Genomic DNA, 23,548 nt, shown 5'->3' on the forward strand with positions numbered 1-23,548 from the left:
TAAACTGAGCGGATGCCTTCATCTGCCGACAATCTGACCGACGCACTCCTCGGACCGATCCTCGCGGCCGACCCTGCCGGACCACGGGTCACGTACTACGACGATGCGAGCGGCGAGCGCATCGAGTTGTCGGCAAGCACCCTGATGAATTGGGCTGCCAAGACCGCAAACATGGTGCGCGACGAGTTTGCTCTCGAGCCGGGAGCAAAAGTTGCGGTGCTGCTGCCGGCCCACTGGCAGAGCGTTGCCGTCCTACTCGGTGTGTGGTGGGCCGGGTGCGAGGTTATCCTCTCCCCCGAGTCCGACGCCGAACTTGCTTTCGTGACGGCGGATCGACTCGATGACGTCGCCGACGTCCCTGAGGTCGCGGCGCTGTCCCTCGACGCATTCGGCAAGGGCCTGAGCGACCTGCCGATCGGGGTTGCCGACTACGCGACGTCCATCCGAGTGCATGGCGATCAGTTCCGCGCCGCGGGCGCCGGAGCGGCACTGGAAGGCCGATCGGTTACGGAAACCGTGCGCGCGGCAACGGAATCCGCCGCCGCCCGCGAACTCACGTCGTCGGATCGTGTGATGTCCAGCGCGTCGTGGGATTCGGCTGAAGAACTGATCGGCGGACTGCTGTCGGTGCTGGCCGCCGGCGCGTCGCTCGTGCAGGTAGCCCACCCGGACGCGGATGTTACCGCGCGCCGAGTGGGCACCGAGAAGGTCACGAAGCAGTTCTGACCGCACTCAACTCGACAGTGCGCTGACGGGTGAGACCATCCCGGCTCTGCGGGCAGGCAGGAGTGAGGCGATCACTCCGGCCACGCCGCCGATCAAGGTGATGGCCACCAACTGCGCCCAGGGCACGGCGCCGAGCGACACGTCGCCAAGCCCGAAAACAGACGCCGTTCCCGCGACTCCGAACACCAGACCGAAGACAACACCGATCACCGACGCGACTCCAGCGACCAACAGCGCTTCCCAGATCAGCATCGCTCGAATTCCCTTCCTGGTCAGTCCGAGTGCGCGCAGCAGTCCGGATTCGCGGCGCCGCTCGAGAACGGAGAGCGCCAGGGTGTTCCCGACGCCGATCAGCGCGATCAGGATGGCAACCGACAGCAGGCCCGCAACGACCATCAGCATGGTGTCGAGGATCGAATCGATCGCCGAACGCATCTCTGTCATACCTTGAACGTCGCTACCCGGCGCGATCTGCCGCGCGAGTTCGGTGATGCGGTCGGTGACGGCGAGCGCCTCTTCGTCGGTGGAGGTGCCCAGTCTGACCCAGTAACCGTCGATGGTCGGGGTGGACGCCGCCGCTAGGTCTGCTCGATCCACCAGTGCGGGTTGCCCTTTCACACCCTCGATCACACTCACGGTGAATGGTCCACGATCTCCGCGCAGGGTGACGGTATCACCGGCACCAAGTCCGTAGTCGGTCAGGTCGGCTGGCGATAGCACGAGTTGGCCGGGATCCGGAACTGAAATATCGGTACGCAGAACGTCTTTCACCTGCGCCGCGTCCACCCCGTACCCCTGCAGAGACCCGTGCCCGTCGAGCATCAGATCTGCATTCACCAGGCCGCTGACGGCACGGACTCCCGCTATCGCGCCGATGTCGGTGCCCAGAGCCTCCGGCAGTGACGCGGATCCGGAACTGCTCACCATGACATCGACCGGAAACTGGTTGTCCATCGCCACCGGCGCAGCGTCTTTCACCGTGGCGATACCCACCGCCATGGTGCTCGTCAACGCCACTCCGATCAGCAAAGCCAGTGCTGTCGCAGAGGTCCGACGCGGATTCCGGCCGGCGTTGCCCGCTGCGAGTTCGCCCACCGAGCCGATCATCCGCCCGAGGACGCCGCCGGCCGCTGTGATCAACGCAGGCACGATCCGACCTGCCAGAGCCGCGATGCCGACAAACGAGAGCAAGCCGCCGACTGTTGCCACCATCACCTGCTGCCCGATCACACCCATTACTGTCGCCGCGATACCGCCGAGTAGTGCAACGATGCCGAAGGCAACCCGAATCACCGAAGCCGCCACGTGTTCGGGCTTCGACTCCATCGGTACCAGGGCCGCCAAGGGCGACAACCGGGTTGCCGCACGACCGGGTGCCGACGCCGCAACCATCGTCATCACGATGCCGACCACCAGTCCGACCAACAGGGTCACCGGTGTGACGGTCAGAGTCGACAGCGGCACCGGTACTTCCGCGGCAGTGGCCACCGCACCGATCGTGGCCGCCAATCCGATGCCCAGTCCCACTCCGAGGATCGATGCGATCACACCAACTGCGGCAGCCTCGGTCCGAATGCTGCGACGAACCTGCGTGGCGGTCGCACCAACACACCGCAGCAACGCGAGTTCCTGCGTTCGGGCCGCCAGCAGGACCGCAAACGTGTTGGCGATGACCAGTGCCGCAACCACCACCGCAACCGCGCCAAAGGCCAGCAGCACAGTGCTGAGAATGTCCGTGCCGCCGAGGTACTCGGCTGCCGCGGCGTCGGTGGCGGATTCCGCACTGACAACGGTCGAGCCTGCCGGCAGCGCGTGCGCCACCCGCTCCACAAGTTGGTCAGGCGTCACCGAACCGTCACCGACGATGCGGAACTCACGGGTGGCGGAGTCCCCCGCCCACGTCGCCGCCTGCTCCGGTGTGGCAAACACTTTGGTGCCGCCGAGTCGTTGCGCCGACCCACTCAGATCGACAAACCCGACAACCCGAGCACTCGGATCTGCTGCGCTCTCCCCCGAATTCGCCGCAGTTACAATGATCTCGGCCCCGAGGGGAATCCCTGAATCAGCGCTTACGAGAACCTGTCCCGGCGAGGTCGGCCACTCTCCTTGGGCGAGACTCTGCCAACGCAGCTGCGGGCTGTCGGAAACCGACAGCACATCGCCGTACGACACACCTTGCTCCGCGGAATCGACCCGGACGTATCCCGCGACGTCCTCGGCCACTGCCGACACACCCGGCACGCTGCGCAAGGCCCCGAGGTCCACATCCGGACCCGACGCAACCGCATCCGTCGTATTATATTGCGCAGCAAGCGATGTCCGCACACTGGCGGTCACCGTCGAACTCAACGTCAACGTCGCGACGATGTACCCGACGGCGATCACCACGGCAAGGATCGACGCGACGTACCGGCCCGCATGTGCCCGGGCCTGAGCAAAAGCCAGTGCCCTCATCGGTAGACACCGATCGGTTGCGGGGCGTTGCTCGAGCCGGCGTTACCCAGATCGTCTGCCCCGAGTCCGCGCATCGCGGCCATCACCGAATCAACGGTGGGGCCGGAGATCTCGCCGGCCGTACGACCGTCCGCAATCAGCACCACTCGGTCGGCGTACGACGCCGCAACCGGATCATGAGTGACCATGACCACGGTCTGACCACTCTCCCGGACAGCGGTGCGGAGCAAACCGAGAACCTCTGTACCGGAACGTGAATCCAGATTACCGGTGGGCTCGTCGGCAAAAATTACGTCCGGTTGTGGCAACAATGCGCGTGCCACCGCAACGCGCTGCTGCTGCCCGCCGGACAGCTCGTGCGGAAGGTGGTCGAGTCGCTGGGACAGTCCGAGGGTTTTGACCACTTGGTCCATCCACGCCGGTTCGGGTTCACTGCCGGCCAACTTCATCGGAAGCACCATATTTGCGCGGGCCGTCAGCACCGGCAGCAAGTTGAAGGCCTGAAATACGAAACCGATTCGCTCGCGGCGCAATTCGGTGAGCTCGGTGTCGCCGAGCTTGGTGATCTCCGTGTCTCCGAGGTAGACCTGCCCACCTGTCACCGTGTCGAGACCGGCCAGGCAATGCATGAGCGTCGATTTTCCGGAGCCGGACGGACCCATGATCGCCGTGAACATTCCGCGGCCGAAATCCACGTCGATGCCGCCCAATGCGTGGACAGCGGTGTCGCCGGTGCCGTAGACCTTGGTGACACCGCGCGCCGTGATTGCAGGCGCGCTGTTCCTATGCTGATTCATGTCTACGACGCTATGGGAGCACCGGGGGCTGGCGCGTCGGAGCGCGGACCGATTTCGGGCTCGCCGGTATCCTCCCACAGGAGGACACCGGATCAGTCTTCAGCAGTACGAAGCCCTGCAGTACCAAGTTTACGTATCAGCACTCAACAGGTCAGCACGGCGCACCAGTCCGATCTGGAACGCGAAGACAACTGCCTGCACCCGATCGCGGGATTTGGTTTTCGAAAGAACCCGTCCCACATGAGTTTTCACGGTCGTTTCGGAAACGTGGAACTTGGCGGCAATTTCCGAGTTCGACAGCCCGTACGCCATGGCCTCGAGAACTTCGATCTCCCGGGGTGTGAGATCGCCGGGTAACGCCGCCTCGGGGGCTGAGCCTTCGAGGAGTGGCCCGACATGCTGGAGCAGACGCCGCGTTGCCCGCGCCTCGATGACGGCGTCGCCGCGGTGCACCGTGCGAATGGCGTCGAGCAATTGCTCCGGCGGCACGTCCTTGAGCAGGAATCCGCTGGCACCTGCCCTGATGGCCGACATCACGTACTCGTCGTTGTCGAATGTGGTGAGCACCACAACCTTTGGGGCATCCGCCGTAGTCAGCAGCCGCCGCGTCGCTTCGATCCCGTCCATGTTCGGCATCTGGACGTCCATGAGCACGACATCCACCCGACGAGTTGCCAGCTGGTTCAGGCCTTGCTGCCCGTCGGACGCCTCGACTACCACTTCGAGGTCGGGTTGTGAGTCGATCACCATGCGGAAACCCGCTCGAACCAATTGCTGATCATCGACCAGAGCCACTGCAATCGGAGTCACCGGGTTGTCCATGGATGTCACCCTAGGTCCTCTCGTACGGCAACACCGCATGCACGGCGTATCCGCCGCCTACCTGGGGGCCGGCGGTAATCGTCCCGCCGTGCAGCCGCGCGCGTTCCGACATCCCGATCAAGCCTTGTCCACCGGGTGAGGATTCGACAAGCGCAGCACTACCACCGCGTCCGTCGTCGGCGATGCGAAGTACGAGTTCGGTATCGGTCCAGGTGATCTCGACGCCCGCGTGGGCACCGGGTCCGGCGTGCTTGAGTACGTTGGTCAGCGATTCCTGCACGATGCGATACGCGGTCAGACCGGCACCGGCCGACAGATCGCGTGGTTCTCCGGCCACGGACGCGGTGACATCAAGTCCACTGCGGCGCAGGTCCCCCAGCAGAGCGTCGATATCGCCGGCACCGGGAATCACCGCAAAATCTCGCGGGCGATCTTCACGGAGCACCGAGAGAAGCGCACGCATGTCTGTCAATGCCGCCCGCCCGGTCGACGCGATGGTTTCCAACGCCTGAACCGCTGCCTGCGGATCCTTGGCCGCGCTGTATCGACCGCCGTCCGCCTGGGCAATCACCACGGTGAGCGAGTGGGCAACGATGTCGTGCATCTCACGGGCGATCCGCGAACGCTCACTGATAGTGGCGATCTCGGCTTCCTGCGCTCGCTCGAGTTCGAGCAGTCGCGCGCGTTCGGTCAGACCTTCGAGTTGTTTGGTTCGCACGCGCCGCAAGTCTCCGAATGCCCAGACCGCAAGCATGAAGATCATCAGGCCCACCGCTTGAAACACTTGCGCGGAGAACGAAATGCCGTCGTAGCCGAAGTATCGGAACTCCGCCGCGATCGACCCGAGTAAGGCGATCCCCAGTCCGGTGAAACTACTCCACCGCGCGCCGTATGCGGCGAGGGCGTACAGCGAGATCGGAACGGCTATCGCGCAGCCGAGCAGAGTGTTTCCGATGACAAGAACGTGCAGTACCGCGAAGCCGGCAATCAGCATGCCGGACAGCTCGGGGCGGGACCGTCGCCACGCCAACGGGACGCTCATGCCGAGCGAGACGATCACAGCCCAGACTCCGGCTGTGGCGGCGGTGACCAGGCTCAGCAAGGCGACCGCGCAAGCCAGGGTGATGTCGATGCCGCGCGCGTGTTCCGTAGTCCAGCGCACAAATCGTTCACTAGTCGGAAAACGGGCCATGCCGCCCACAGTAGCGCTACTCAGACGCGGTATCCGCCGTCTGCCAGCCCGGCTTCGATCTCGAACTTGTTTCGCACGCCCGGGTGGCGCAGTTCCTCGCGCAGGTACTTCGGCCCGAATGCCAGTCCGTGCCTGGCCCATTGGTCGGCATGAATCGCCTCGTGACGCAGCACTGCCCGAGTAATGTTCCGGCGGGTCAGATACACACCACCGAGAGTTGTTCCGCCGCGGGCAAATCCGCGCCGCATCCCGGAGGCGACAAAAATTCCGAACTCGTCGTCGAAGGTGATGCGCGCGCCCAGCACTCGGGCATAGAGCAACGCCACCTGCGTCACGAATGCGGCCTGCGCGCTGCCCCGACTAGCTCGAATCAGGGTCAGCGGCAGGCCGCGTCGTTCACGCATGAAAAATCTCAGCTACGCAGCTTCTCAGCCCAGCAGCTTTTCGCGCAGCGCCTTGTCCTTCTCGAGCACCATGGTCTCGAGGCTTTCCTGGAATACCACCATGGCTGCCTGCAGCGCGGGATCCGAGGCACCGAGGATGCGGGCGGCGAGCAGACCGGCGTTGCGGGCTCCACCGATCGACACCGTCGCGACCGGAACACCGGCAGGCATCTGGACGATGGACAGCAGCGAGTCCATACCGTCGAGATACTTCAGCGGAACCGGTACACCGATGACCGGCAACGGCGTTGCCGAGGCGACCATCCCGGGCAGGTGCGCCGCTCCGCCTGCGCCGGCGATGATGACCTTGATGCCGCGGCCGGCAGCGTCCTTCGCGTAGTCGAGCATCCGCTGCGGTGTGCGGTGTGCCGAGACCACACCGACCTCGAAGCGAATTCCGAACTCTGCGAGCGCTTCGGCTGCGGCTTCCATCGTCGGCCAATCGGAGTCGCTGCCCATGATCAGGCCGACCTGCGCGCCCATACTCTCACTCACCGTGTACATCCCATCCGTCGGTCCATACTGCATACGAAAGCCAGTGCGCTGCCCGCTCAGCCCGTTCCCGAACTGCGGCAACGTAATTCGGGTCGTCGATCGAGCCTGCCCCGCCCACGATGTTCACGTGGCCGATCTTGCGGTCCTTGCGCTCACCCTTGCCGTACAGGTGAATCTTGGCGTCGGGCATCCGGGCGAAGAGGTGGTGGACACGCTCGTCCATGCTCATCTCGGGAGCTTCGGGAGCACCGAGAACATTGGCCATCACCGTGACCGGAGCAATCGGCGACGTATCGCCGAGCGGGTAGTCGAGAACGGCGCGCAAGTGCTGCTCGAACTGCGACGTCCGGGCACCGTCCATGGTCCAGTGACCCGAGTTGTGCGGGCGCATCGCCAATTCGTTGACTACAAGACGGCCGTCGGTCGTCTCGAACAGTTCCATGGCCATCGCACCGACAACCCCGAGCTCCGACGCGATCCGCAACGCAAGCTGTTCCGCTTCTGCTGCAACGGCACCGGGCAGATCAGGAGCCGGCGCGATGACAACGGCACACTGGCCGTGTCGCTGCACGGTCTCCACGACAGGCCACGACGCACCCTGACCGAACGGGGACCGCGCCACCATCGCCGACAGTTCCCGGCGCATCGACACCATTTCCTCGACGATCAGCGGAACACCCTTGTCCAACTGCTCGGTGACGATCGCCTCGGCTTCGTCGGAGTCGTCGGTGATCCACACACCGCGGCCGTCGTATCCACCGCGCGTTGCCTTGATGACAACCGGCCAGCCGTGCTCGGCGCCGAAACGTACGACGTCCTCGGCCCACGTCACCTCGGCGTACGCGGGCACCGGTGCGCCCAGTTCTGCCAATTTACGACGCATCAGCAGTTTGTCCTGAGCGAAGATCAGTGCCTGCGGCGGCGGCTGCACGTTGACACCCTCGGCCACCAGCACCTCGAGATGTTCGGTCGGAACCTGCTCGTGATCGAATGTGAGCGCAGTGGATCCGACGGCGGCGCGGCGCAGCGCGTCCAAGTCGTCGTGGCTGCCGAGAACAACATCGGGGCTGACCTGTGCGGCCGGCTCACCGGCCGTTCCGGACAGCACCCGGAGCGTCTGGCCGAGGGCAACGGCTGCCTGGTGAGTCATGCGCGCGAGCTGTCCACCACCGATCATGGTGACGACAGGCATGGCCTTGTTCGCCGGTCGCGCGGTGGTCGGGCGGGGGGAGGACTGAACTGCGTCGTTATTGCCGGTCACGGCTATCTATGTTGTCATGCGCCGGATGTAGACATGCGCCGGGGCGGGCGCTTCGTAGCGCCGACCCTGTCTGTGATTCTGCTGATGATTTCCGAACAAAACCATGACGGCGCGGTTTTCTTTCGTAAACTCATCTGTTGTGTCATTTGTCGACGGGGTAATCGCCCGCATACCCCAGCCGTTCCGAGACATTGCCCTGCGCCACAGCGAGCTGATCAAGTTCGCGATCGTCGGCGGAACCACCTTCCTGATCGACTCGGGCATCTTCTACACACTCAAGCTCTCGATCCTCGAATCCAAGCCGATCACCGCCAAGATCATCGCCGGCGTTATCGCGGTGATCGCGTCGTACATCCTCAATCGTGAGTGGTCGTTCAAGAATCGTGGCGGACGCGAACCTGCCCACGAGGCAGCGCTGTTCTTCTTCATCAGCGCGATCGGCGTGGTGATCAGCTTCATTCCGCTGTACATCTCGAGTTACGTCTTCAACCTGCGCGTTCCCGAAGTCAGCTTGACGACGGAGAATATCGCCGACTTCATCAGCGCCTATATCATCGGCAATCTCCTGCAGATGGTGTTCCGATTCTGGTCCTTCCGTAAATTCGTGTTCCCGGAAGAGAATGCCGAGATCGTCAGCGATGACCGCACCGAAGAAGAACTCGACCAGGCCTGACGCAGCGATATTCGCGCTTCACGTCACCGCGGTTCACGCAGCGTGCCGACGTCGACCGGCTTTTCGGACGCCACCGGCAGGAACACCGCAAACAGTGCCGGCGTTCGACGCTGTAGCTCGAGCCGACCGCCGTCCGCTTCGATCAATGCCCGCGCGAGCGCCAACCCGACGCCGGTCGACCCGGCCCCGGAGAAGCCTCGATCGAAGATGTGCGGAGCGAGGTTGTTGTCGACCCCGCCGCCTTCGTCGGTCACCTCGATACAGACCATCGCTTCGCGCTTGGGAGCTCCGTCGATCAATCGAACGGATACCGTGCAGGTTCCGTCGCCGTGGGCAAAAGCATTGTCCACCAGAACGGACACGGCTTCGCGCAGGCGAGAGCCTGTTGTCGACGCTGTCACGCCGCGGTCGCCGGTCAAGCGGAGCGCTCGTCCGGCATCCTCGAACTGCGGCCGCCAATCCCCGCAGACGCCTTCGAGTTCGCTGACCACGGAGACTGTTGTGGCTGCGGAACCGCTGCTGCGCGAGGACCGCACCAACTCGTCGATTCCCTCCGTCAGCCGATCCACCTGGGCCATGGCTTCTTCAGCTTCGTGAACGACATCAGGGTCGCTGTGCACCGACAACTCGTCCAGACGCAGCCGCACCGCGGTGAGTCGGCTACGCAGTTGGTGCGAGACGTCCGCGACCAGTGCTCGCTCACGCTGCAGTCGGCCGGCAATCTCGACAGTCGCCGCATCCAGAACATCGGACACTCGGTCGAGTTCGGGAATGTCGTGGCGTCGTGGGTCCGGCCGGAAATCACCTTCTGCCAACCTCGCCGCCCGTTCGGCGACGTCCTGCAGTGGCCCGGCCAGTCGACGTGCCGTGACCACCGCGACGACGGCTCCGGTAGTGATCGCGACAAGGACCAATACTCCGACCGCCCCAACTGCCTGCTTCTGCTGCGTCCGCAATCTCTCCGACGGCACTTCGAGGCGCAGTGACCCGGACGATCCCATCGCCAACGACTCGACCAGCGGATTTTTCACTACCGCTTCGCCGATGTCGACGCGAGCGGCCCCGTCCGACGGGGTCGGGTACACGACAACAAGTCGAGCGTCGTTCGGGGTGAGCAATCGGAGTGCGTCGGTATTGAGGGCTCCGTCGACAACGCCGAGAGAACCTTCCTGGGCGATCACCTCGGTGGCCATGCGATCGAGTCGCACCCGCAAATCGTTGCGGCTCACGTCTTCGACCCACAACCAAGCCGTGTAGATGAGCGGAACACCCAGCAACAACGCGGTGAGGATGACGACCCCGAGAATCGACTGGAGAATGCGCCGACGCATCGAGCGAACTAGTCCGTGTTGATGCGGAAGCCGACGCCGCGCACAGTGGCGATTCGACGCTCGACCGCAGGGCCCTCGTCGCCGATCTTCCGGCGTAGCCAGGACATGTGCATGTCCAACGTCTTCGAGCCGCGCAACTCGACGTCCCCCCAGACCTCACGCAGGATCGCGTCGCGGGAAACGACCTCACCGGCGTGTTCGAGGAGCACCCGCAGAAGTTCGTATTCCTTGTTCGCCAAGGCGATCTCGGATCCGTTGACCAGGACGCGGCGGGCGGCCGGTTCCAGGCGGATACCACCGACCTCGACGATGCTGTCCTCACGACTGCCGTGTCGACGCAGGAGCGCGCGCACCCGGGCCATCAGTTCGGCCAACCGGAAGGGCTTGCCCACGTAATCGTCGGCGCCGGCGTCGAGACCGACGACAAAATCGACCTCGTCGGTACGGGCGGTCAGCATCAGCACGGCCAGAGTCGTCCGATGAGCGCGAATCTGTCGGCACACCTCTAGCCCGTCCATACCGGGCAGCCCCAAATCGAGGATCAGCAGATCGAAGTCACCTTCGAGCGCCTGCTGCAGTGCGGCGGGACCGGTCTGTTCCACTGTGACCGTGTACCCCTCCCGCCCCAATGCTCGGGCAAGTGGTGCGGCAATGGCCTCGTCGTCTTCGGCTAGCAATACGGCAGTCACAGGGACAGCGTACGGACAGCGAGCCTTTGCGCGGTGATTACCAAGCGTTTCCGTCATCTTCGCCCTGATCCTCGGGGCGGTTTCGCTCGTGCTGTTGCTGCGTGGAATCGAAAACCTGGTGATAGAGCAGCGAATGCACGTGCTCCACGTCCGGGATGTCGTCGAATTCGAGCGGATCGTCACTGGCCGACGCGATCACGAGCGTGCCGGTCTTGAGAAGCCGGTCGACCGGGCCGTGCCGGAACTGGACGTTGCTGATCCGGCCCATCGGGATGTCAATTCCGGTGTGGGTCAACACACCTTGCCGAATCAGGACCCGTCGATCGGTGACGATGAAATGCGTGAACTTCCAGACGGTGAACGGCGCCACCGATCGCCAGGCGACAACGCCGAGCCACACGACGCCGATCACGATCGACAGCACGGTACGCGCTGTCCCGTCGACCTGCTTCTGTGTCACGCCGAGCAAAAACCCTGCCACGGCCGTCGCCAGGACAAACGTGAGCGCTGGAACCACCAGCATCTTCCAATGTGGATGCCGATGCAGGATCAGTTCCTCGTCCTGGGCGAGCGCATCTTCCGGATATCCCATGACGGGAAGTGTGCCATCTACCTCGGACAGATCAGTTCTGGGCGAGCTTGCGCAGCCCTAATCAGTTCTGGGCGAGCTTGCGCAATACGAACGGCGTGATGACGATGACGATGCCGTACAGCACCATCCAGACACCGACGACGATCCGGAAGACCTCGAGGGACAACTCGGGCTGCAGCAGCACAACCGCGCCGGCCACGATGCTGATGACACCGAGCACGATCGACAGGCCACGATCCGCAGTGCCACCGGACGCCGCGGCGATGATGTCGAGTACACCGCGGAACACCCACCAGGCACCGATCACCAGGGCGATCAGCACCACGGTCTGCAGCGGGCTGCGCAGGACGAGGAATCCGAGGAGCACTGCAAGCGCGCCCGAGATCGCGACGAGCGTGCGAGTGCCACCGCTCGCGGTGACGTCGGCGAAGGAACGGATGATCTGCACGATGCCGAACGCGAACAGCTGGATGGCGATCACTACCGCGACGACAAACAGTGTGGCGTCCGGCCATACGAGAACCGCAATACCGAGGCCGAGCGTCAGGAGGCCGAGGAGCACAGTCATGCCGGTCAGAACGCGCCGGGCGCTTTCTGCCATTTCTGATTCGGTCGGAAGCACGATCGGTGTGGTCATGACCGAAAAATAGCACCCGAGCGGTCAAAAACGGACACGACTCGCTGTTTTTCTAGTCCGTGATCGGCGCCGCCCGCAAATGCGTGATGTCACCGGCGGCAACGGCAAACGTCTCGCCACCACTTCCCTCGATCTCGATGACCACGCGACCGGAGGTGTCGATGTCCGTCGCCGTGCCGAAAACTTCCTTGTCCCCCGGCAGGACAGCACGTACCCGTTTGCCGAGAGTTCCGCAGCGCTCGCGATATTCGGCTGCCAGCGCCCCGGTATCCCACCCGGAGTTCTCCCAGCCGCGGAACTGCCTCGCCAGTTCCCGTGCCAGTGCCCGCACCAACGTGTCCCGGTCAACGGTTTCCGCGTTTTCGAGAAGGAGCGAGGTGGCCGTCGGCACCGGCAGTTCCTCGGCGCCCAGACTCACGTTCAATCCGATTCCCACGACCACCGCGGGTTCCGGGGTGGTCCGCGCGACCTCGGCGAGAATGCCGGCCACTTTCTTGTCACCGATCAGAACGTCGTTGGGCCACTTCAGTTCTGCGGGCACCTCGGCCACCGTGCGCAATGCGTCGACGACGGCGATACCGGTGAGCAGCGGCAGCCAACCCATGTCGGCGAGGTTCAGTCCAGGCATCCCCAGCAGAACCGACATCGATATCTGTGCCTGCGCGGGGCTGACCCACGTGCGCGCGTGTCGCCCGCGCGCGCTTTCCTGATATTCGGCGATCAGCACATGACGATCGGCGCCCGGATCCGACGCGCGTGCCAAGAGGTCCGCGTTGGTCGACCCGGTGCTCTCGACGACGTCGAGCCGGTTCCAGAACGCACGTGCATCGCTACCGCCGTCGCTGCGCACGAGTGCGCGTCGCAGCGACGCTTGATCGAGGGGTGGTCGGTTCAGATCAGTCCACATAGTCCCAGCCTAAAGCGACGAGCAAAATGTACTGGTCAGTAGCTTAGGCGGGCGAAACCGCAACAATCGGACCTGCCTTCGAACCGACCCGAGGAGCCTCGTTAAGCTCACGACTCATGACCACTGTCCAAGAGCCCAACGCGCCGGAGGCGGCGACCGCACCCGATATCCATACGACCGCGGGAAAGCTCGCGGATCTGCGGATCCGGCAAGCGCAGGCGCAAGCACCGAGTGGCGAAGCCGCCATCGACAAAGTGCACGCCAAAGGCAAGCTGACCGCCCGTGAGCGCATCACCGCCCTTCTCGACGAGGGTTCCTTCGTCGAACTCGACGCCTTGGCCCGTCACCGCTCGGTGAACTTCGGCTTGGCCGAGAACCGTCCCGTCGGCGACGGCGTCGTCACCGGTTACGGCACCATCGACGGCCGCGACGTCTGCGTCTTCAGCCAGGACGCCACCGTCTTCGGTGGATCGCTCGGCGAAATCTACGGTGAGAAGATCGTCAAGGTCATGGACCTCGCGATCCGCACCGGCCGCCCGCTGGTCGGCATCAACGAAGGTGCAGGAGCCCGCATCCAGGAAGGCGTCGTCTCGCTCGGCCTGTACGGCGAGATCTTCCACCGCAACGTTCAGGCGTCCGGTGTCATCCCACAGATCTCCCTGATCATGGGCCCCGCCGCCGGTGGCCACGTGTACTCCCCCGCGCTGACGGACTTCGTCGTGATGGTCGACGAGACCTCGCAGATGTTCGTCACCGGCCCCGACGTCATCAAGACCGTCACCGGCGAAGACGTCACCATGGAAGACCTGGGCGGCGCACGCACCCACATGGTCAAGTCCGGTGTCGCGCACTACGTCGCGTCCGGCGAGCAGGATGCCCTCGACTACGTCAAGGACCTGCTGAGCTACCTGCCGTCCAACAACCAGGCAGCAGCACCGCGCGGCGAGATCACCGATCCGATCGTCGGATCCATCGAGGAGAGCCTCACCGCCGAGGACATCGAACTCGACACCCTCATCCCGGATTCGGCGAACCAGCCGTACGACATGCACGAGGTCATCCGCCGCATCCTCGACGACGACGAGTTCCTCGAGGTCCAGGCCGAGCGCGCGATGAACATCATCGTCGGCTTCGGTCGCGTCGACGGCCGCAGCGTCGGCATCGTCGCCAACCAGCCGATGCAGTTCGCGGGTTGCCTCGACATCGACGCGTCCGAGAAGGCTGCGCGCTTCGTCCGCACCTGCGACGCGTTCAACGTCCCGATCATCACCCTCGTCGACGTTCCCGGCTTCCTCCCGGGTACCGAGCAGGAGTACAACGGCATCATCCGCCGCGGCGCGAAGTTGCTGTACGCGTACGGCGAGGCCACTGTGGGCAAGATCACCGTCATCACCCGCAAGGCATACGGCGGAGCGTACGACGTCATGGGCTCCAAGCACATGGGCGCCGACCTCAACCTGGCCTGGCCGACTGCACAGATCGCCGTCATGGGCGCATCGGGAGCCGTCGGATTCGTCTACCGCAAGCAGCTTCTCGAAGCCGCGAAGAACGGTGACGACGTCGACGCATTGCGCTTGAAGCTGCAGAACGAGTACGAGGACACCCTCGTCAACCCGTACGTAGCGGCCGAGCGTGGATACGTCGACGCTGTGATCCCGCCGTCGCACACCCGCGGTCAGATCGTTGCCGCTCTGCGTCTGCTCGAGCGCAAGTCCGTTTCCCTTCCGCCCAAGAAGCATGGGAACATTCCCCTATGAGCACAGTTACCGAGGACATCACGACGGAAGAGGTCACAGTTGTGGCGACTTCGTCCGTCAACGGTGCCGATGTCGACGGCGCCGTCGCTGACTCCGCGGTGACCGAAAAGGCCGAAACCCCGGTTTCGGATGCGTCGGTCATCAAGATCGTCAAGGGTTCGCCCACCGACGTCGAGATTGCCGCGCTGGTCAGCGTCCTTGCCGCTGCATCGGGTGGTTCGGCTCCGGCCGAGTCGCTCCCGAGCGAAACGTGGGGAGATCCGACGCAGTTCCATCGCACGCGTGCGCCGTTCTCGCCGTACTCGTACCTGAACCCGTTCGGACGACGTACCTGAACCCGTTCGGGTAGCGCACCTGATCTAGCCTGCTTGTGTGACTCAACTAGTTCTGGCTTCGGCATCCCCGGCACGCCTCGCAGTTTTGCGGGCGGCCGGGGTTTTGCCTGTTGTACGTGTTTCCGGTGTCGACGAAGACAAGATCGCGGGTGAACTCGGACCGGGTGCGGCCCCGCAGAAGGTGGTCACGGTGCTGGCCGAGGCAAAGGCCGCGGAGATCGTTCCCGGCCTGGCGGCAGACGGTTTGACCGATGTTGTTGTCGTCGGCTGTGATTCGATGCTTCTGATCGATGGTGAACTGCACGGAAAGCCGGGCAGTGTCGAAGTTGCGCGGCGTCGGTGGGCCGCGATGGCGGGCCGTAGTGCCACTCTGCTCACCGGTCATTGTGTGATGCGGGTGATCGAAGGCCACATAGTGCGCGTCGCGTCCGATCACAGCGCCACGGTGGTGCATTTCGCGAATCCGTCCACCGATGATCTCGAGGCCTATCTCGCCACGGGCGAACCCCTCCAGGTTGCAGGCGCTTTCACGCTGGACAGCCTTGGTGGATGGTTCGTCGAGAAGATCGAGGGCGACCCGTCGAGTGTGATCGGTATCGGATTACCTTTGGTGCGAACCCTTTTGGAACGCGTCGGTGTCTCCGTCTCCGATCTGTGGCGCACTCAGAGCGTCTTCTGATCTTCCATCACCAGAATATTGACCTTCGGCAGCCCCAGCGATGCAAGTGCAATTGCCAGCGCGATGACGGAAATGATCGTCAGCACGCTGCGCTGGGCCTGCAGGAAGGCTTCTCCCGCCGCTGATCTGGTGGACGCATACGCTGCCGTGACGGCCACCTGAGCGGGGCCACTCGCTGCGACTGCGGAACCTTTCGAACTGCATTCCGGCGCCACCGTCATCGGCGAGCCGGATTCGAGTTGGCTTGTCGCACAATCGACAAAGGTCTTCTCGGCAATGTCGCGGATACCTTCGTTCAGGCCGGCAGCCTCGAGCGTCGCGACGTAGTTCTCGCGCTCCCCTTGCACCGCGGCGGGCGCATTGCCGGCGACGAGCGAAAAGAACACGACTCCGATCAGCGCCAGCCCGATCGAGCTCCCCACCTGTTGCACGGTGGGCAGCAGGCCAGACACCGAACCTGCGTGTTGTGGCCGCACCGAAGCAAGAATGGCCGTCTGCAACGGCGCGACGAACAGACCGAGTCCGGCGCCGCCGATCAGCAGCGGCCCGGCCAGGGAAAGCCAGGACGGATCGGTCCCCACCTTTTCGAGAATCGTCGAGAGCGTCAGCAGTGATCCGGCAAAAACCACCATTCCCACAATGAGTACGCGGTTGCCGAGCAGCCGGTAGACCGCCGACGAGAGCACCGCCGCCACCCCCATTCCCACTGCCCATGGCAACGTCATGACGCCGGCACGAAGTGGGGAGAACCCGAACCCGAACTGCAGCGTCAGGCTGATCGTGAAGATCAATGACGTCAAAGTGCCGAAGAACACGAAGGCCAGGGCTGCGCCGACGGCAAATGCTCGGTCTCGAAAGAGTTCGAGGCGCAGAACGGGATCGCCGCCGTGTTTTCCCAATCGATATTCGTAGAGGACAAACGCCACTGCGATCGGAACCGACGCCGCGATCATCACGACGAGCGGGGTGGGCCACCCGCGGGCGCGACCCTCGGCCAGGGGGAAGATGAGCAAGAAGAGCGCGACGGACGACAGCAGCGCGCCCACCAGATCGAGCGAACGAACTGAATCCGCCTTGGCGTCGGCAAGATGGAAGTAGCCCACGATCAGTGCGGCGATGCCGATCGGGATATTGACGAAGAAAATCAGCCGCCAACCCCAGTCGAAGAGATTCCATTCGATCAGCAGGCCGCCGATCAGCGGGCCACTGACCGTCGCCAGACCGATAGTTGCTCCGTAGATCCCGAACACCCGTGGATGACGGGATTTCGGAAACAATCCCGAGATGATCGCAAACGTCTGCGCGGACATCGAGCCTGCCGCAAGACCCTGCAAACCACGACAGACAATGAGCATCGTGGCACTCTGCGCCAGTCCACAGAGCAGTGACGCGACCACGAACACCGACAATGCGGTCAGGAACACCGCACGACGCCCCCACAGGTCGCCCAGACGCGCTGCCGTGATGAGGGAACAGGCAAATGCCAGGACGTACACACTCACCATCAGCAGCTGCGCGGAGACACCGGCGCCCAGATCGACGGCGATGCTGGGCAATGCCACGTTCACGATCGTTGCATCGAGCAACTGCATGAATGCCGCGGCGAGGCTGGTCGCGAGGCCGAGCCACGGCGTCAGTGACGACGGGGTGGACGACCGATCACGGGTAGTGGGAAGCACCCGGCCACACTAGACGAGGTTGTTGCCACCCTGTCCATATGACGGCATTCTGGATACGTCACTATGGAGATGACCACAATGTCCGGTAGGTGTGGTTGTAATCATTATCGGTTTAGAACAGGGAAGAACAGACAATCCGTTCTCCCGAATGCGATAGTTCATCGTCTGTCCAGTTCCAGGACGGACCTTCTCTTACGACATGCGCAGGAGCCCTACTCGATGGATCTGAATTTGATCACCCATTGGCGTCCACAACCCGGAAGGGTGGTCGAATGGGGGGTCACGGATGCCTGCGCCGCGAGCGCTGCCGGAGCAGAGATCAATCGGGATCTACCTCCTACAACGATGCAGGACCGTCACTTCCGACGTGCGCGGATCGCTGCTGAGAACGGTGATCCCCAATCGCCGTGGATCGGCATCGCCTTCGATTTCGACGGCCCGCTCGACCGCGCGGCGATGACGCGTGCGCTGACGAAGTACGTCCGCCGGCACGACACCCTGCACAGTTGGTTCTCGTTCGACGCTGCGATGGCCGATCCGAGCGACCCGAACTTTCCGGTGCGGCGCCATGTGGTGCCGCCGGAAACCATCGATCTCACATACCGAGAAGGCCAGGAGCTGAGTGACCCGGAGGACGTCCGCGCTCTGGTCGAGCGAAAGTTTGCCACCGAGACCAGCGGATTGGGTTGGCCCGCGTTTGTCTTCGGCGCGGTGGAGCACCTCTCGCCCCAATCACCCGGCTTCACGCTCTTCCACGCGATCGATCATGCGCACACCGACATGTATTCAATGGTGCTGACGTACGCGGAGCTGCGCGCGTGCTACGCCGCCGAAACGACCGGAACCGACATCGAGCTTCCAGCTGCGGGTAGTTACGCCCAGCTGGGTCGAGCCGAGCAGGAACTCTCCGCGACCTTGACCATGGAATCTCCCGAGGTTCACGAGTGGCTCGGCTACCTCATGCGCAGCGGTGGGTCGTTCCCGGGATTTGCCTTGCCGCTCGGTGCCGAGGACACCCCGAAACCTGCGATCGGATCGCGGTTCGAATTGGCCGACGATATCGAATGCGAGAAATTCGGGGCCGTCTGCAAGGAGAACGGATCGAATTTCATCGGTGGAATTTTCACTGCGCTCGCTATTACCGAATTCGAATTGGCCGGCCGCGACAAGTTCATCGCTCTCTCGCCGGTCAGCACTCGATCAGAAGCCGACACGTTCTCCCAAGGTTGGTACGTCAATCTCATTCCGGTCGGAATCGACATCGGGGAGCAACAGACGTTCACGCAATTGGCCGAGATCGGCCAGCAGGCGTATCACCGGGGCAAGTCACTCCTGCACGTATCGGTGCAACAAGTGATCGACGTCGTGCTCGCCGCCATGGGTGAAGCGGGAGCGTCGACCGGAATTACGAAGACATTGACGCCGCCCCCCATCGTCTCCTACATCGACGGCCGCCGCACGCCTGGATCGGAAACCTACGTCGAGACCAATGCCACCGGCATTGTCGGCGGTAAGGAAACGCAGATCGCCTCCATGTGGATCAATCGGGTGCAGACCGGTACCTGGATGGCGATTTCCCATCCCGACACACCGACCGCGCACGAGTCGGTCACTCGTTTCGCGAAGCACCTGGCGAATGTCATCACAACTGTTGCCACCCAGGGTGATTACTCGATTTCACGCGCGTCGGGTGTCGCCTGATGCATGTGACATCGATCGACCGTTACGGCCTCGAACCCGGCGTCGTCACCGAATGGTCGCTGCAGCCGGCTGACGACGCTGTCACCGAATCCGCGATTCCGCCGTCCTACAATCAGCATTTCCACCTCGAGACGGCGCGCACCCATGGCGTCGGCCGAAGTGTCTGGATGGCAGCAGCTTTCGATCTCCCCGGCCAATTGAACCGTCCGGCACTGGATCTGGCTCTGCGACTGTTCATCAGTCGCCACGACACGTTGCACACCGGCTTCGAGGTCGGCGAGTTCGGTGCGGTTCGGATGGATCTGGACCATGCGACCGCAACTATCGTCACGTCGGAACCGATGACCACGGCCACCACTGCGGAACTGCGCAGCCATCTCAAGAAGCGGTTCACCGAGGTCTGCGATCCCTTGACGTTCCCCGCGTACACCTTCGCGACGGTGGAGCGCGCCGAGCACTACACAGTCCTGAGCGCATTCGACCACACATTGGTGGACGGCTATTCACTGGTCATCGCACTCGGTGAGCTCCGTCAGATCTACGAGGGCTTGAACGCGCTCCCCGCGCTCGACGACGCGAGTGCTGTTGCCGACGTGATGAGCCACCTGGGTGATCCGGGCAGCTTCGTGCGCTACTGCGAACTGGAAGCCGACGGGCTCGTTCCCATCGAGAACGATCCCCGCTTGCGAGAGTGGGAGCGGTTCTACGAAATCTGTGGCGGCACGTCGCCGAGTTTCCCCCTCGATCTCGGTGTGGAGGCCGGACATCCGGCGCCGCAAGGAGCGGACGTGCGGGTTCTCCTCGATGCCGAACGGACAGCGGAATTCGACTCGATCTGCACCGCGGCAGGTGGCAGTGTCTTCACCGGAGTTCTCACGGCGATGGGAATGACCACGGAATCAACTACCGGGAAATCCACACTGCCACTGCAGTTTCCGTTGCACATCCGTAAGGACCCCCGCTGGGCGGACGCAATCGGGTGGCTCACCACGAGCGCGCCGATCACCGTGCGGGTCACCCCGGACGGTGATTTCGGGGCGTCGCTGGCACATACGCACGCGTCGTTCCGGGTGGCACTGACACTCGAAGGTCTCACGATGGCACAAGTTCGTGATGCGTTGGGCGAGAAGATCCGTCGCACTCGCACTGATGTCTTCATGGTCTCGTACATCGACTACCGCAGGCTTCCAGGCACCGACGATCACGACGAACTCAACGCTCACCACATCAGCAACGTCACCGTGGCCGACGACGCACAGTTCTGGATTTCACGGACAAACCGCGGCTTGTCACTGCGATCGAGGTTCCCGGACACCGACGTAGCGAACGTCACGATGGTGAACTTCCTCACCGAACTGGACCGGAAACTCCATGACATCTGCAAGCGCGGCGTGACGCCGATCGGAAGTCTGACCGAACAATTGAGGGATTCGGCGATCGGAGCAGGAACACCGCTGATCTAGCCCGACCTGGTTCGGGGCAGCGGGAGCGGGAGCCCTCGCACGCATTCGAGCGACTCCCACGCGGGGAGCGCCTAGAATCGTTGGAGTCCGTCTATCGACCCGATCGATTCGCCTTACAGGAGCCACCCGTGCCCGTTGCCCCCGATCCTTTACCCGCGTTTGCCGAGTTCAGTAATCCCGACCGGTTGGTCTCTACTGAATGGCTGTCGGCGAATATCGGTGCGCCGGGACTGAAGGTGGTCGAATCCGACGAGGACGTTCTGCTGTACGACATCGGGCACATCCCCGGTGCCGTCAAGATCGACTGGCACCTCGACCTCAACGATCGGGTCACCCGCGATTACATCGACGGCGAGGCCTTTGCCGACCTGATGAACCGCAAGGGCATCAGCCGCGACGACACCGTTGTCATCTACGGCGACAAGAGCAACTGGTGGGCGGCATACGCTCTGTGGGTGTTCACCCTGTTCGGACACGAGGACGTCCGTCTGCTCGACGGCGGCCGCGACGCGTGGATTGCGGAGAACCGCGACACCTCGTTCGACGTCCCGTTTGCCACGTCCACCGGTTACCCGGTGATCGCGCGTAACGACGCTCCCATCCGCGCCTTCAAGGACGACGTCCTGGCGCATCTCGGCGGCGGACCGCTGATCGACGTGCGGTCACCGCAGGAGTACACCGGCGAGCGCACCCACATGCCCGATTACCCAGAGGAAGGCGCGCTGCGCGGAGGTCACATCCCCAGCGCCCGGAGCATTCCGTGGGCCAAGGCCGCCGCCCCTGACAGCCGTTTCCGCACGCGCGCAGAACTCGACGAGATCTACGGTGACCTGTCGCGCGAAGACAAGATCGTTGCGTACTGCCGTATCGGTGAGCGCTCGAGCCACACGTGGTTTGTCCTCACACACCTCCTCGGGTACCCCGACGTCCGCAACTACGACGGTTCGTGGACCGAGTGGGGCAATGCCGTGCGCGTTCCGATCGCTGTCGGCGAAGAACCCGGAGACGTTCCCGCCGGAGCATCGGCATGAGCGAATTACCTGAGCCACTGGCGGAGATAGTCGACGATTTCGCAGCCATCGGCACCTCCGACAAGCTCACTCTCCTTCTCGAGTTCAGTCGCGAGTTGCCGCCGCTACCCGCCGAGCTCGAACAAGACGCCATGGAACCAGTTCCGGAATGTCAGTCGCCGCTGTTCCTTTCGGTGGACGATGCCGATCGTGACAAGGTCCGGCTGTATTTCAGCGCGCCCGCAGAAGCCCCGACCACTCGTGGCTTTGCCTCCATCCTGGCGCAGGGCCTCGACGGTCAGAGCGCGGACGCGATTCTTGCGGTTCCCGACGATTTCTACTCGGCGCTCGGTCTCGCGGAAGCGGTCAGTCCCCTTCGTCTGCGCGGCATGTCCGCGATGCTCGCCCGTATCAAGCGTCGTTTGCGGGGCTGAGTACAAGAACATGGAATTCACCGAACTTGCCGACTACGCGATTCCCAGTGGATCGCTCGTCGAATGGCTTCCGTGCGCAACCGGTCAATGGACGCCTGATCCGCGCCCGGCGTCGTACATCCACGAGGCGCACCTGCAGCGCTCGTCCGCGGGCGCGGGCGGGCAGTCCTGGCTCGGAACGGCGTTCGAGATCCCCGGACCACTCGATCTCGAGGCTTTCCGAATTACCTTGCAGCAGTGGATCGATCGGCACGAAGTTCTTCGCTCGCACACGTCACTCGATACCGAGTCGGGTGAGATCATTCGGCACACGGTTCCCGTGAACGGAATCGACATCGGCGTTGTCGATCACGGATACAACTCGCCGAGCCAGGTCAATTTCGAGCACCTGCACCGCCTGTTCGACGAGTTTGCGTCACCGCACAGTTGGCCGTCGTACGTGTTCGCGACCCTCACACCTCGAACCGACGACGGCCCCTTCACAGTGTTCTTCGCGGCCGATCACTCGATCATCGACGGTTTTTCCATCGTCCTGATCGCACACGAGATCGCGTCGCTGTATCGCGAGAATCTGACGGGCCAGCCTGCCAACTTGTTCCCGGTCGGCAGCTACGTCGATTTCGGGGCACAGGAACGCCAGCAGATGGCCGATCAAGACGCCGAGGACGCCGCTCTCGACGTCTGGCGAGAGGCCATGGAAGACGGCGGACTCCCCCAGTTTCCACTGCCTATCGGCGATCGGGGTCCGGAGTCCCAGAACGGGCTGTCGACGTGGCTTCTCGACACCGATCAGTCGAAGGCGTTCAGCGCCAAGTGCGCCGCGAGCGGGGTCGGCTACTTCGCGGGACTGCTCGGCCGCCTTGCCGCCGTCGGACATGACGTCGCCGGGGTCGATCATTTCCGGGTCGTGACGCCGATCCACACTCGCACCGCTCAGGAATGGGCCGGCGCGCTCGGGTGGTTCGTCGGTTTGTGTCCACTGGACATCCCGATTGATTCCGACCGCTCCTTCGACACTCTCGCCGAGCGGGCTGCCACATCGATGTCCATGCGCAAACCGGCGGCAGCGATACCGTTCGATCGCATCGGAGAGAAACTCGGAACTCCGATCCGGCCTCGATTTGTGGTGTCCTACATGGATGTTCGATTTGTCCCGGAAGCAGCACAGTGGCCGGAATGGAAGGCACGCGCGCTGCGCAGCAAGGCATACACCCATGACGTCTACCTCTGGATCAATCGAACACCACAGGGTCTCAATCTGGCTGTGCGCTATCCCAACAACGACACCGCAAACTCGTCGGTGCACAAGTATGTGGCGGCGTTCCGTCGAGCGATCGAAGAAACGGTCGTCGGCAACGAAGAGAAGAACCCGACAAACGACGCTCCCGGCTACTCGTCGGTAGCTTTGCAAACCGTTTCGTGAGCACGGCCCAGGTAGACCGATCCGGTTACAACCTGCATCGAAGCGATG

The 23,548-nt window shown here is 63.4% G+C and carries 23 protein-coding genes; 10 read left to right on the plus strand and 13 right to left on the minus strand.

Annotation, left to right across the window (positions count from 1 at the left end; genetic code table 11):
- Positions 1-12 precede the first annotated feature (12 nt).
- Positions 13-726 (plus strand): TIGR03089 family protein, encoded by a 714-nt coding sequence (locus CJ178_RS09395; RefSeq protein ID WP_095886581.1) that lies wholly within the window; start codon positions 13-15, stop codon positions 724-726.
- Between the two features lie 6 nt (positions 727-732).
- Here CJ178_RS09395 and CJ178_RS09400 read toward each other — a convergent pair whose 3' ends face one another.
- The 7 genes from CJ178_RS09400 to CJ178_RS09430 all read right to left on the minus strand — a co-directional run bounded on the left by CJ178_RS09400 (position 733) and on the right by CJ178_RS09430 (position 8,190).
- Complete coding sequence (locus CJ178_RS09400) at positions 733-3,180, minus strand: ABC transporter permease (RefSeq protein WP_095886582.1); 2,448 nt, start codon at positions 3,178-3,180, stop codon at positions 733-735.
- Complete coding sequence (locus CJ178_RS09405) at positions 3,177-3,977, minus strand: ABC transporter ATP-binding protein (protein ID WP_045070610.1); 801 nt, start codon at positions 3,975-3,977, stop codon at positions 3,177-3,179. Before CJ178_RS09405 ends, CJ178_RS09400 begins: the two co-directional genes overlap by 4 nt.
- Positions 3,978-4,106: 129 nt before the next feature.
- The gene (locus CJ178_RS09410) at positions 4,107-4,799 is read right to left on the minus strand and encodes a response regulator (protein WP_033231507.1); all 693 of its coding nucleotides are present in this window, start codon (positions 4,797-4,799) and stop codon (positions 4,107-4,109) included.
- Between the two features lie 10 nt (positions 4,800-4,809).
- Positions 4,810-5,991 carry a sensor histidine kinase gene (locus CJ178_RS09415; RefSeq protein WP_095886583.1) on the minus strand — a complete coding sequence of 394 codons (1,182 nt, stop codon included), beginning with the start codon at positions 5,989-5,991 and terminating at the stop codon, positions 4,810-4,812.
- A gap of 20 nt (positions 5,992-6,011) precedes the next feature.
- The gene (locus CJ178_RS09420) at positions 6,012-6,395 is read right to left on the minus strand and encodes a hypothetical protein (protein ID WP_033231215.1); all 384 of its coding nucleotides are present in this window, start codon (positions 6,393-6,395) and stop codon (positions 6,012-6,014) included.
- A gap of 24 nt (positions 6,396-6,419) precedes the next feature.
- Positions 6,420-6,938, minus strand: coding sequence for a 5-(carboxyamino)imidazole ribonucleotide mutase (purE, locus tag CJ178_RS09425; RefSeq protein ID WP_033231216.1), 519 nt, complete (start codon positions 6,936-6,938; stop codon positions 6,420-6,422).
- Complete coding sequence (locus CJ178_RS09430; RefSeq protein WP_033231217.1) at positions 6,922-8,190, minus strand: 5-(carboxyamino)imidazole ribonucleotide synthase; 1,269 nt, start codon at positions 8,188-8,190, stop codon at positions 6,922-6,924. The genes purE and CJ178_RS09430 overlap by 17 nt, the downstream gene beginning before the upstream one ends.
- 139 nt (positions 8,191-8,329) lie before the next feature.
- On the opposite strand from CJ178_RS09430, the gene CJ178_RS09435 reads away from it, so the two are divergent.
- Entirely contained in the window at positions 8,330-8,863 is a 534-nt protein-coding gene (locus tag CJ178_RS09435; protein WP_092801217.1) for a GtrA family protein, read from the plus strand.
- Positions 8,864-8,886: 23 nt separating this feature from the next.
- Here the strand turns inward: CJ178_RS09435 and CJ178_RS09440 are convergent, their stop codons facing one another.
- The 5 genes from CJ178_RS09440 to CJ178_RS09460 form a co-directional block, all read right to left on the minus strand.
- Complete coding sequence (locus CJ178_RS09440) at positions 8,887-10,194, minus strand: sensor histidine kinase (protein ID WP_033231218.1); 1,308 nt, start codon at positions 10,192-10,194, stop codon at positions 8,887-8,889.
- An 8-nt stretch (positions 10,195-10,202) separates the two neighbouring features.
- The gene (locus tag CJ178_RS09445; RefSeq protein ID WP_033231510.1) at positions 10,203-10,883 is read right to left on the minus strand and encodes a response regulator transcription factor; all 681 of its coding nucleotides are present in this window, start codon (positions 10,881-10,883) and stop codon (positions 10,203-10,205) included.
- Positions 10,884-10,920: 37 nt separating this feature from the next.
- Positions 10,921-11,475, minus strand: coding sequence for a PH domain-containing protein (locus tag CJ178_RS09450; protein WP_095886584.1), 555 nt, complete (start codon positions 11,473-11,475; stop codon positions 10,921-10,923).
- Between the two features lie 61 nt (positions 11,476-11,536).
- A complete protein-coding gene (locus CJ178_RS09455) occupies positions 11,537-12,112 on the minus strand; it encodes an HdeD family acid-resistance protein (protein WP_095886585.1) in 576 nt (191 codons plus the stop codon).
- Positions 12,113-12,164: 52 nt separating this feature from the next.
- Entirely contained in the window at positions 12,165-13,019 is an 855-nt protein-coding gene (locus CJ178_RS09460; RefSeq protein WP_095886586.1) for a biotin--[acetyl-CoA-carboxylase] ligase, read from the minus strand.
- Positions 13,020-13,135: 116 nt separating this feature from the next.
- Here CJ178_RS09460 and CJ178_RS09465 point away from each other — a divergent pair, with 116 nt between their 5' ends.
- Genes CJ178_RS09465 through CJ178_RS09475 form a run of 3 tightly spaced genes read left to right on the plus strand, consistent with a single transcriptional unit; the run spans position 13,136 to position 15,790 of the window.
- The gene (locus CJ178_RS09465; protein WP_033231222.1) at positions 13,136-14,776 is read left to right on the plus strand and encodes an acyl-CoA carboxylase subunit beta; all 1,641 of its coding nucleotides are present in this window, start codon (positions 13,136-13,138) and stop codon (positions 14,774-14,776) included.
- Complete coding sequence (locus CJ178_RS09470) at positions 14,773-15,111, plus strand: acyl-CoA carboxylase epsilon subunit (RefSeq protein WP_033231223.1); 339 nt, start codon at positions 14,773-14,775, stop codon at positions 15,109-15,111. The genes CJ178_RS09465 and CJ178_RS09470 overlap by 4 nt, the downstream gene beginning before the upstream one ends.
- Before the next feature lie 37 nt (positions 15,112-15,148).
- Positions 15,149-15,790, plus strand: a complete 642-nt coding sequence (locus tag CJ178_RS09475) for a Maf family protein (protein WP_095886587.1) — start codon at positions 15,149-15,151, stop codon at positions 15,788-15,790.
- Here the strand turns inward: CJ178_RS09475 and CJ178_RS09480 are convergent.
- Entirely contained in the window at positions 15,775-17,469 is a 1,695-nt protein-coding gene (locus CJ178_RS09480) for a DHA2 family efflux MFS transporter permease subunit (RefSeq protein WP_257013076.1), read from the minus strand. The two genes, CJ178_RS09475 and CJ178_RS09480, sit on opposite strands and share 16 nt — an antisense overlap.
- Before the next feature lie 219 nt (positions 17,470-17,688).
- Between CJ178_RS09480 and CJ178_RS09485 the strand changes: the two genes are divergently transcribed.
- The 5 genes from CJ178_RS09485 (at position 17,689) to CJ178_RS09505 (ending at position 23,500) form a co-directional block, all read left to right on the plus strand.
- Positions 17,689-19,170 carry a condensation domain-containing protein gene (locus CJ178_RS09485; RefSeq protein ID WP_033231225.1) on the plus strand — a complete coding sequence of 494 codons (1,482 nt, stop codon included), beginning with the start codon at positions 17,689-17,691 and terminating at the stop codon, positions 19,168-19,170.
- Positions 19,170-20,633 (plus strand): condensation domain-containing protein, encoded by a 1,464-nt coding sequence (locus CJ178_RS09490; protein WP_033231226.1) that lies wholly within the window; start codon positions 19,170-19,172, stop codon positions 20,631-20,633. Before CJ178_RS09485 ends, CJ178_RS09490 begins: the two co-directional genes overlap by 1 nt.
- Positions 20,634-20,761: 128 nt before the next feature.
- On the plus strand, positions 20,762-21,664 hold the full coding sequence (locus tag CJ178_RS09495; RefSeq protein ID WP_033231227.1) for a sulfurtransferase: 903 nt from the start codon (positions 20,762-20,764) through the stop codon (positions 21,662-21,664).
- Positions 21,661-22,077, plus strand: a complete 417-nt coding sequence (locus CJ178_RS09500; RefSeq protein ID WP_095886588.1) for a SufE family protein — start codon at positions 21,661-21,663, stop codon at positions 22,075-22,077. Before CJ178_RS09495 ends, CJ178_RS09500 begins: the two co-directional genes overlap by 4 nt.
- Positions 22,078-22,087: 10 nt before the next feature.
- Positions 22,088-23,500, plus strand: a complete 1,413-nt coding sequence (locus CJ178_RS09505) for a condensation domain-containing protein (protein WP_033231229.1) — start codon at positions 22,088-22,090, stop codon at positions 23,498-23,500.
- The last annotated feature ends 48 nt before the right edge of the window (positions 23,501-23,548 follow it).

Source organism: Rhodococcus sp. ACPA4 (assembly GCF_002300185.1).
In the GTDB taxonomy this organism is placed as follows: Bacteria; Actinomycetota; Actinomycetes; order Mycobacteriales; family Mycobacteriaceae; genus Rhodococcus_F; species Rhodococcus_F globerula.

Coding starts and splice junctions, on each gene's coding strand:
- CJ178_RS09395 (WP_095886581.1), top strand. CDS start 13: ATGCCTTCATCTGCCGACAATCTGACCGACGCACTCCTCGGACCGATC.
- CJ178_RS09400 (WP_095886582.1), bottom strand. CDS start 3,180: ATGAGGGCACTGGCTTTTGCTCAGGCCCGGGCACATGCGGGCCGGTAC.
- CJ178_RS09405 (WP_045070610.1), bottom strand. CDS start 3,977: ATGAATCAGCATAGGAACAGCGCGCCTGCAATCACGGCGCGCGGTGTC.
- CJ178_RS09410 (WP_033231507.1), bottom strand. CDS start 4,799: ATGGACAACCCGGTGACTCCGATTGCAGTGGCTCTGGTCGATGATCAG.
- CJ178_RS09415 (WP_095886583.1), bottom strand. CDS start 5,991: ATGGCCCGTTTTCCGACTAGTGAACGATTTGTGCGCTGGACTACGGAA.
- CJ178_RS09420 (WP_033231215.1), bottom strand. CDS start 6,395: ATGCGTGAACGACGCGGCCTGCCGCTGACCCTGATTCGAGCTAGTCGG.
- purE (WP_033231216.1), bottom strand. CDS start 6,938: ATGTACACGGTGAGTGAGAGTATGGGCGCGCAGGTCGGCCTGATCATG.
- CJ178_RS09440 (WP_033231218.1), bottom strand. CDS start 10,194: ATGCGTCGGCGCATTCTCCAGTCGATTCTCGGGGTCGTCATCCTCACC.
- CJ178_RS09450 (WP_095886584.1), bottom strand. CDS start 11,475: ATGGGATATCCGGAAGATGCGCTCGCCCAGGACGAGGAACTGATCCTG.
- CJ178_RS09455 (WP_095886585.1), bottom strand. CDS start 12,112: ATGACCACACCGATCGTGCTTCCGACCGAATCAGAAATGGCAGAAAGC.
- CJ178_RS09460 (WP_095886586.1), bottom strand. CDS start 13,019: ATGTGGACTGATCTGAACCGACCACCCCTCGATCAAGCGTCGCTGCGA.
- CJ178_RS09465 (WP_033231222.1), top strand. CDS start 13,136: ATGACCACTGTCCAAGAGCCCAACGCGCCGGAGGCGGCGACCGCACCC.
- CJ178_RS09470 (WP_033231223.1), top strand. CDS start 14,773: ATGAGCACAGTTACCGAGGACATCACGACGGAAGAGGTCACAGTTGTG.
- CJ178_RS09485 (WP_033231225.1), top strand. CDS start 17,689: ATGGATCTGAATTTGATCACCCATTGGCGTCCACAACCCGGAAGGGTG.
- CJ178_RS09490 (WP_033231226.1), top strand. CDS start 19,170: ATGCATGTGACATCGATCGACCGTTACGGCCTCGAACCCGGCGTCGTC.
- CJ178_RS09500 (WP_095886588.1), top strand. CDS start 21,661: ATGAGCGAATTACCTGAGCCACTGGCGGAGATAGTCGACGATTTCGCA.
- CJ178_RS09505 (WP_033231229.1), top strand. CDS start 22,088: ATGGAATTCACCGAACTTGCCGACTACGCGATTCCCAGTGGATCGCTC.